3 protein-coding genes and 1 riboswitch are annotated in these 5,734 nt (G+C 71.5%); of the genes, 1 reads left to right on the forward strand and 2 read right to left on the reverse strand.

What is annotated here, in order from left to right; genetic code table 11:
* Nucleotides 1–64 precede the first annotated feature (64 nt).
* Complete coding sequence (locus tag AB0917_RS33490; RefSeq protein WP_366823483.1) at nucleotides 65–892, reverse strand: LysM peptidoglycan-binding domain-containing protein; 828 nt, start codon at nucleotides 890–892, stop codon at nucleotides 65–67.
* A 3-nt stretch (nucleotides 893–895) separates the two neighbouring features.
* A riboswitch (cyclic di-AMP (ydaO/yuaA leader) is annotated at nucleotides 896–1,086 on the reverse strand.
* 449 nt (nucleotides 1,087–1,535) lie between these two features.
* Between AB0917_RS33490 and AB0917_RS33495 the strand changes: the two genes are divergently transcribed.
* Nucleotides 1,536–2,927 (forward strand): FAD-dependent oxidoreductase, encoded by a 1,392-nt coding sequence (locus AB0917_RS33495; RefSeq protein WP_366823484.1) that lies wholly within the window; start codon nucleotides 1,536–1,538, stop codon nucleotides 2,925–2,927.
* Between the two features lie 89 nt (nucleotides 2,928–3,016).
* Here AB0917_RS33495 and AB0917_RS33500 read toward each other — a convergent pair whose 3' ends face one another.
* On the reverse strand, nucleotides 3,017–5,626 hold the full coding sequence (locus tag AB0917_RS33500; protein ID WP_366823485.1) for a SpoIIE family protein phosphatase: 2,610 nt from the start codon (nucleotides 5,624–5,626) through the stop codon (nucleotides 3,017–3,019).
* Between the last annotated feature and the right edge of the window lie 108 nt (nucleotides 5,627–5,734).

Below are 5,734 nucleotides of genomic sequence, written 5' to 3' on the forward strand. Positions count from 1 at the left end.
CACGCGCAGGATCACGCTCTTGATCGCGCGGATCACGTTGCGGCGCGGGTTCTCGTACGGAGGATCAGTAGGCGCCGAAGACGTTGTCGATCGAGCCGTACCGGTCCGCCGCGTAGTTGCAGGCGGCGGTGATGTTGGCGACCGGGTCGTAGCTGTCGGTCGAGGTGCCGGGCACGTGGTACGCCTGGAACGTCGGGTCGATGACCTGGAGCAGCCCCTTGGACGGGGTGCCCTTGACCGCGTTGGAGTCCCAGTTGTTGATGGCGTTCGGGTTGCCCGAGGACTCGCGGATGATGTTGCGGTGGATGCCCTCGTAGCTGCCGGGGATGCCGTGCTGGGCCATGACCGCCAGCGACTCCCTGATCCAGCCGTCGAGGTCGTTGGTGTACGTCGCGGGAGCGGCGGCGGGGGCGGCCGTGGTGCGCTCCGAACGGTCGGCCCGCTCCGCCGTGGCGGTGCGGGCGGCGGCCGGGGCCGCGGCCTCGGAAGCCTTGCCGGCTTTGGTGTCTGACGAGGCGGCAGCCTTGGCGCCGATGGTCAGCTTGATACCCGGGTGAATAATGTTCGGGTTATCTCCGATGACCTTCCGGTTGCCTTCGTACAGCTTCTTCCAGCCGCCGCTGACGGAATACTCGCGGGCGATCTTGGAAAGCGTTTCGCCGGACGCCACGGAATGCGTGGCGGGCGCGGCCTTCGTCACGGAATTCACCTGGGCGGTCACGGACACGGGAGCCACCGCCTTTTCCGCGGCGACGGCGTGCGCGGGGGCGGCAGAGGCGGTGGTGGCGCCGAGCACCGGGAGGGCCAGAACGGCTCCACCCGTGGTCACGGCGGCGATGCCACGTCCCAGCGAGACGGACTTGGGACGGCGGTGCTTACCCTGTGCGGGCATGGGGAATTTCCTCTCCGGCGCCTACGAGGTGAGCTGTCGGGTTCAGACGGGAGATGTCTGGCCGCATGGACATGCGACTTCACCCCTAGCCGTTCCGGAGACCGGATCGGCGACTTACCTGGGTCCCCCGTTCCTGCCGTACGTGAGTGGGTTTCGGGTCCCCGGACGGCGGCAGGATTAGGCGTTCCATCCGGATTGACCGTGACCGTAGGCGAAAAACATCGGACAGAACAAGCCCTGAATTCCGGATCTTCCTTTCTGCGCAAGATCGAAAATAGGAATTCCCGGCCGCGCCCGTTCCGTCACGGTGTCAACTTTCTTGGGACAGAAGGGAACCGAACCCTCCGCTTCCGCGTCCGCGCCGCCGGACGTGACGCTCACCACGTCGCGCCGGGGTGGCCGAAAGAGGCACGGTCAAAATACCCCAAGGCCACCAATAGCCTTTTTATGGAAGAGCGTGCCAAAACAACCAAATCGCCCATACCGTTCCGAAGAAACGGACTTATCGGTCAGTTCCGCAGGCCGGGTCGGCGGCCTCGCCGGGCCAGGGCTTACCGTGTGGGGTGGAGACTAGTAAGCCAAGCCTTACCTCCGACGTACGCTGTACCTGCCCGCGTTCGCCCGCCTTAAGGATCAACACGCCATGACACGCCCCGTCCGCGTCGCCATTGTCGGAGCCGGCCCCGCCGGTATCTACGCTGCGGACGCGCTGCTCAAATCCGAGGTCTGCCAGGACCCGGGGGTCTCGATCGACCTGTTCGAGCGCATGCCCGCGCCCTTCGGCCTGATCCGTTACGGCGTGGCCCCCGACCACCCCCGGATCAAGGGCATCGTCAAGGCGCTGCACCAGGTGCTGGACAAGCCGCAGATCCGCCTCTTCGGCAACGTCAGCTACCCGAACGACATCGGCCTGGACGACCTGCGGTCCTTCTACGACGCGGTGATCTTCTCCACCGGCGCCGAGGCCGACCGGGCGCTCGACATCCCGGGCATCGAGCTGGACGGCTCCTACGGCGCGGCGGAGTTCGTCTCCTGGTACGACGGCCACCCCGAGGTGCCGCGCACCTGGCCGCTCACCGCGGAGAAGGTCGCCGTCCTCGGCGTCGGCAACGTGGCGCTGGACGTGGCCCGCGTGCTGGCCAAGACGGCGGACGAGCTGCTGCCGACCGAGATCCCGGACAACGTGTACCAGGGCCTCAAGGCGAACAAGGCGCTGGAGGTGCACGTGTTCGGGCGGCGTGGCCCGGCACAGGCCAAGTTCAGCCCGATGGAGCTGCGGGAGCTGGACCACTCCCCCAACATCGAGGTCATCGTCAACCCCGAGGACATCGAGTACGACGAGGGCTCCATCGCCACCCGGCGGGAGAACAAGCAGGCCAACATGGTCGCGCAGACCCTGGAGAACTGGGCGATCCGCGATACCGGCGACCGCCCGCACAAGCTCTTCCTGCACTTCTTCGAGTCCCCGGTCGAGATCCTCGGCGAGGACGGCGAGGTCGTCGCGCTGCGCACCGAGCGCACCGAGCTGGACGGCACCGGCAACGTCCGGGGCACGGGGAAGTTCACCGACTGGGACATGCAGAGCGTCTACCGCGCCGTCGGCTACTACTCGGAGGAGCTGCCCAAGCTCCCCTTCGACGTGACCTCCGGCACCGTCCCGCACGAGGCGGGCCGTGTCATCGCCGGTGACGAGCACATGACCTCGGTCTACGTCACGGGCTGGATCAAGCGCGGCCCGATCGGCCTGATCGGGCACACCAAGGGCGACGCCAACGAGACGGTCGCCTGCCTCCTGGAGGACCGCGCCGCCGGCCGTCTGCCCGAGCCCGCGACGCCCGCGCCGGAGGCCGTCGAGGCCTTCCTGGAGGGCCGGAACGTCCGGTACACCACCTGGGAGGGCTGGCACCGGCTGGACGCCCACGAGCAGGCGCTCGGTGCGGCCCAGGGCCGTGAGCGGATCAAGGTCGTGGAGCGCGAGGGCATGCTGGAGGCCTCCGGCGCCTTCGTTCCCGCCGAGCCGCCCTCCGAGGCCTGATCAGGCCGCCACGAGTCCCACGAGGTCCTGATCGGCGTCTACCGGCCTGATCAGGGCCTCGGGGTCCCTCACGTCGGCACCGTCACCCCTCAGGCCGGGTCCGGGGCACGCGTCGTGCCGTCCGGGCCCGGCCCGCGGAACGTCCGCCACAGATCCGGCGGGGCGGTGTCACGGGTCGGCGGCGGTGCCTTCTCCGGTACGCGTGTCCAGCGGGCCGCGAGCAGGAGCGCGATGTCGTCGGGCCGGTCGGTGGCCTGCCTCGCCTCCCCGATCACCCGGTTCGCCATCTCGGCCAGCGGGACGGAGCCGATCCCGGCGATGGTGGCGCGCAGCCGTTCGATGCCCTCGTCGATGTCGGTCCCGGGGCGTTCGATGAGCCCGTCGGTGAACAGGGCCAGCGTGGCGCCCGGTTCGAGCCGCAGCTCCGTGACCGGGTAGCTCGCCTGCCCGTCGATGCCGAGCACGATGCCGCCGGGCAGGTCCAGCACCTCGGTCCGGCCGTCGGGATGCCGCAGCAGCGGCTGCGGGTGCCCCGCGCGTACGGCGCGGGCCCGTCCCGTGAGCGGGTCCAGGACGATGTAGCAGCAGCTGGCGAACTGTCCGGGGTCGAGATCGATGAGCAGCCGGTTCGTACCGCTCATCACTTCCTTCGGGTCGTGGTTGCTGAGGGCGAACGCCCGTACCGCACTGCGCAGTTGCCCCATGGTGGCGGCCGCCGAGACACCGTGCCCCTGGACGTCGCCGATGACCAGGGCCAGTTCGTGGCCGGTCTCGATGACGTCGTACCAGTCGCCGCCCACCTCCATGCCCTGGGTGCCGGAGAGATAGCGCCCCAGGGTGTCGACCCCGTCGGCCTCCGGCAGCCGGTGCGGCAGCAGGGCGTCCTGGAGCCCCCGGGCCAGCGCCGACTCGCTGTCGTACCGCTGGGCGCGTTGCAGGGCCTGGGCGATCAGCCCGGCCAGGGCGGTCAGGACGGTGCGCTCCTCCGGGCTGAACCCGCGGGGCCGGTCGAAGCCGAGGATGCACGAGCCGACGGGCCGCCCCGAGGCGATCAGCGGCAGGAACGCCCGCGCCCCGATGTCGGTCTCCATCGGGATGCCCGGGTAGGCGTCGGCCAGGCGCTGCATGGACTCGAAGAAGATCGGCCGGCCGGTGGTCAGGGTCTCCACGCCGGGGATGGACACGTCGAGCCCGACCCCCTCGAAGCGGTCGAGGAACCCCTTGGGGAAGCCGGTCTCCCAGGCGAGGTGGAGGTGGCTCTCGCTCAGCAGGTAGATGGCGAGCTGCCGGCCGCCGAAGGCGGGCAGCAGCTCCTCGGTGACCACCGCGGAGACCTGGCGGGCCGTGACCGCCTCGGTGAGGGCGATGGCCAGGGCCACCGGACGGTAGAGCGCGGAGGAGCGGTCGGCGGTGGACCCGATGCCCAGGCCGGGCGAGGTGACGGAGCCGGGCGCGTACGCGGGCTTCTCCGAGGCCTGGAACACCGCGCTCAGCCCGTCGTGGCCCGGGTACAGGGAGACCGACAGCCAGAGCGACGGGGGCCGCCGGGCGAGGAAGTGGACGGGTTCGTCGGAGATCAGGGCGGCGCGGCAGTGGTCCTCGTACGCCGGATGCCCGAACCACGGCAGCGCCTCCCACACGACGTGGCCGACCAGCTCCGCCCTGGGGCGGTCCAGCAGCTCCTCGGCGAGCCCGTTGGCGTACGTGATGCGCCCGATCCGGTCCAGGGAGACGATCCCCAGGGGCAGCCGGTCCGCCGCCTCCGCGATGACGGGCCCGGCACCGAAGTCGACCACGGAGCCGGTCAGACGGCTCTCGGCCTCCTCACCGTCCGGGTGCGCCCAGCGGCCCGAGAGCTCCAGCAGGTGGTACCGGCCGTCGGGGCCCCGCAGCCGCATCCGGCGGACCACCGGGTCGGCGGACTCCACCGCCTGCCGGGCCAGGGCCCACAGCCCGTACACGTCCTCCGGTACGAGGCGTCCGGCGAGGGCGTCGACGGTGCCGGGGAACTCCGCCTGCTCGGTGCCGAAGATCGCGCACAGGTCGTCGTCGGCGGTGAGGGCCCCGGAGTACAGGTCCCACTCGAAGCTGCCGACCCGCACCGGGGGCGCGGGGGCGGCCGGCAGCTGGACGGGGATCGGCTCCCGCTCCCAGACGACGGGGAGGGACCGCGCCTCCAGGTCGGCGAGGGCGGCCCCCAGGCGGCGGCCCAGCCGCAGCAGCCGCTTCCCGTCTGCGGGCGCGACCTGCTCACCGGGGCTGGCGGAGCGCAGGACGGCCATCACCCCCATGCTGCCCCGGGGGCCGGTGATCGGGACCCACAGCGAGCCGAACGGGAACGGCAGCCCCGCCATCAGCTGGGGAAACAGCCGCATGGCCTCCTCCGCGTCGGCGAGCAGCACGGGCCGCCCGGTGCGGTAGGCCTCGGAGGCGGGGAAGGGCCGGTTCACGTGCATCCGCCACCAGGGCCGGAACAGCGGTCCCGGCAGTCCGGCGAGCGCGGCGAGGCGCAGCAGCCCAGGCGTTCCGGAGCGGAGGTAGATGCCCCCCGCGTGCCCCCGGGCGGACTCGACGGCGCTGACCACCCCCTGCGCGAGTACGAGGGACAGCTCGTCCGGTACTCGGCCGCCGTCGTCTCGCCCGGCCCCGGACCCGCTTCCGGGGGGCGGGGTGGGCCGGGTCGCATCGTGCCGGGTCACCCAGCCAGCATGCTCCCCGCCCGGGGGGCGGCGCACCTCGGCGGGCCGGCCGGGGGGGGGGGGCCCCCCGCCCGCCCCGGGCCGGGCCCCCCCCCCCCCCCCGCTCCC

This window comes from Streptomyces sp. NPDC007346 (genome assembly GCF_040703535.1).
Taxonomy (GTDB): domain Bacteria; phylum Actinomycetota; class Actinomycetes; order Streptomycetales; family Streptomycetaceae; genus Streptomyces.